Source organism: Paenibacillus mesophilus (assembly GCF_005938385.1).
GTDB lineage: Bacteria > Bacillota > Bacilli > Paenibacillales > NBRC-103111 > Paenibacillus_AB > Paenibacillus_AB mesophilus.
In genome coordinates this window covers 1-1501 of record NZ_VCRA01000080.1, presented here as the reverse complement: position 1 = coordinate 1501, position 1501 = coordinate 1, and the positions used below count along the sequence as shown (strand labels likewise).

Sequence of the window (1501 nt, the reverse complement as noted above, 5' to 3'; positions counted from 1 at the left end):
ACATGAAAATTTTCATTCTACAAATTGCTATATTTGTAAAATAAAGAACTGTTTTTCGTGGACAAAACCGAAAAAAAACTCCACTGTAGAGGGAGCAGGATATTCATCCATACACCCTATACAAAGGAGACCACGCCTTTGAGTGTATCGGATATTCCAGTCATTCGTCAATGTCTTAATCAACTTCCTTTACAAGATTTTGTCGTACCTTTTCTCGATTTCCGCAAGCAAAAACTCTCGACTGCGAATTTGCTCAAGATCTTTATCACTGCACAGCTTCTCAAGTGGGACTCCCTGAGCACGATCGAAAATACGATCCGTTCGGATGAAGTGTACCATGCCGCTTTTGAACTGGACAGTATCAGCAAATCCCAATTGTCACGCCGAATCAACAGCCTTCCCACTGAAATACCTCAGGCTCTGTTTCGTGCAGTGGTTCATCGCATTCAAGAGCATACGCGTCCAATTCGATCCAAGAGTCACTTGCCTCTGGCAGTCGTGGATTCCACCAGTTTGCGGATGCCTCCGCTGCTCGGGGATTGGGCCTACGTCACGAATAAGCAAAACAGCGTGAAAGTACATGCGCGCCTGATGGTCGTTGGCCCGGATGTAGCCTATCCCGACAAAATCGTTCCGTCTACCGGCAATGTGAGTGATTATCGAGGTTCGGACTTTCTCGTTGTGGATTCCGATGCCCTGTACGTCATGGATCGCGGCTATGTTTGTTACAAGCGTATGGAAAAGTGGGCCTCCTCCGAGAACATCCATTTTGTGATCCGGCTGGCAAATCATCACTTTGCCACGATTCTCGAAGAACGGGAACTCCCTGCGGAACATCCATCGATTACACGCGATGCCATCGTGCGTTTAGGCAACCAACCGAAAACGACCATGAAGACTCCTCTGCGCCTGATTGAGTTCACGGATACCCAGGGACGATTTTACCGGCTGGCCACGACACGGTTGGATCTGAATGCGGAAGAGGTGATGGAGGTTTACCGGAGCCGCTGGCTGATCGAGTTGTTTTTTAAATGGCTGAAGCAGCACCTCAAGTTCGCTCAACTCTACAGTCATCAACCCGATGCCGTATGGAATCATATATTCTTGGCTCTAGTGGCCTACGGCCTCTCCTACCTCATTGGGCTGAAGTCGGAGACGCCTCTGAGTACGTGGAAGATCGTGGGTCTCCTTCGAATTTATGCGTTGAAGCCGTGGACCCAATGGGACGCAGAACTGCACCGAAAGCCGAGTAAGCGGAGTGAAGGCCGACAGAAGAAGGATCCCCCGGTTCCCCGAAAAGTAATGGAAGTGACCGGGGTATGTATCCAACAACCGAAAAAGCGAAATAGGTAATTGGATGAAAGATCGTCCAATATTTGTAAATGGATGTTCCTGCTCTTACGAGTAGACAACCTTTTTCGAGTTGTACAAAGAAAAATTATGTGAAAACAATCACAAAATTCACTTGCTACATGATGTTAGCCTTAATGCAACGCTACTG

Annotated in this window: 1 protein-coding gene; it reads left to right on the top strand. The window is 47.7% G+C overall.

Annotated elements, in window-relative coordinates; translation table 11 throughout:
• The first annotated feature begins 138 nt into the window (after window positions 1-138).
• Entirely contained in the window at window positions 139-1353 is a 1215-nt protein-coding gene (locus tag FE783_RS37240; RefSeq protein ID WP_158302259.1) for an IS4 family transposase, read from the top strand.
• Window positions 1354-1501: the final 148 nt, after the last annotated feature.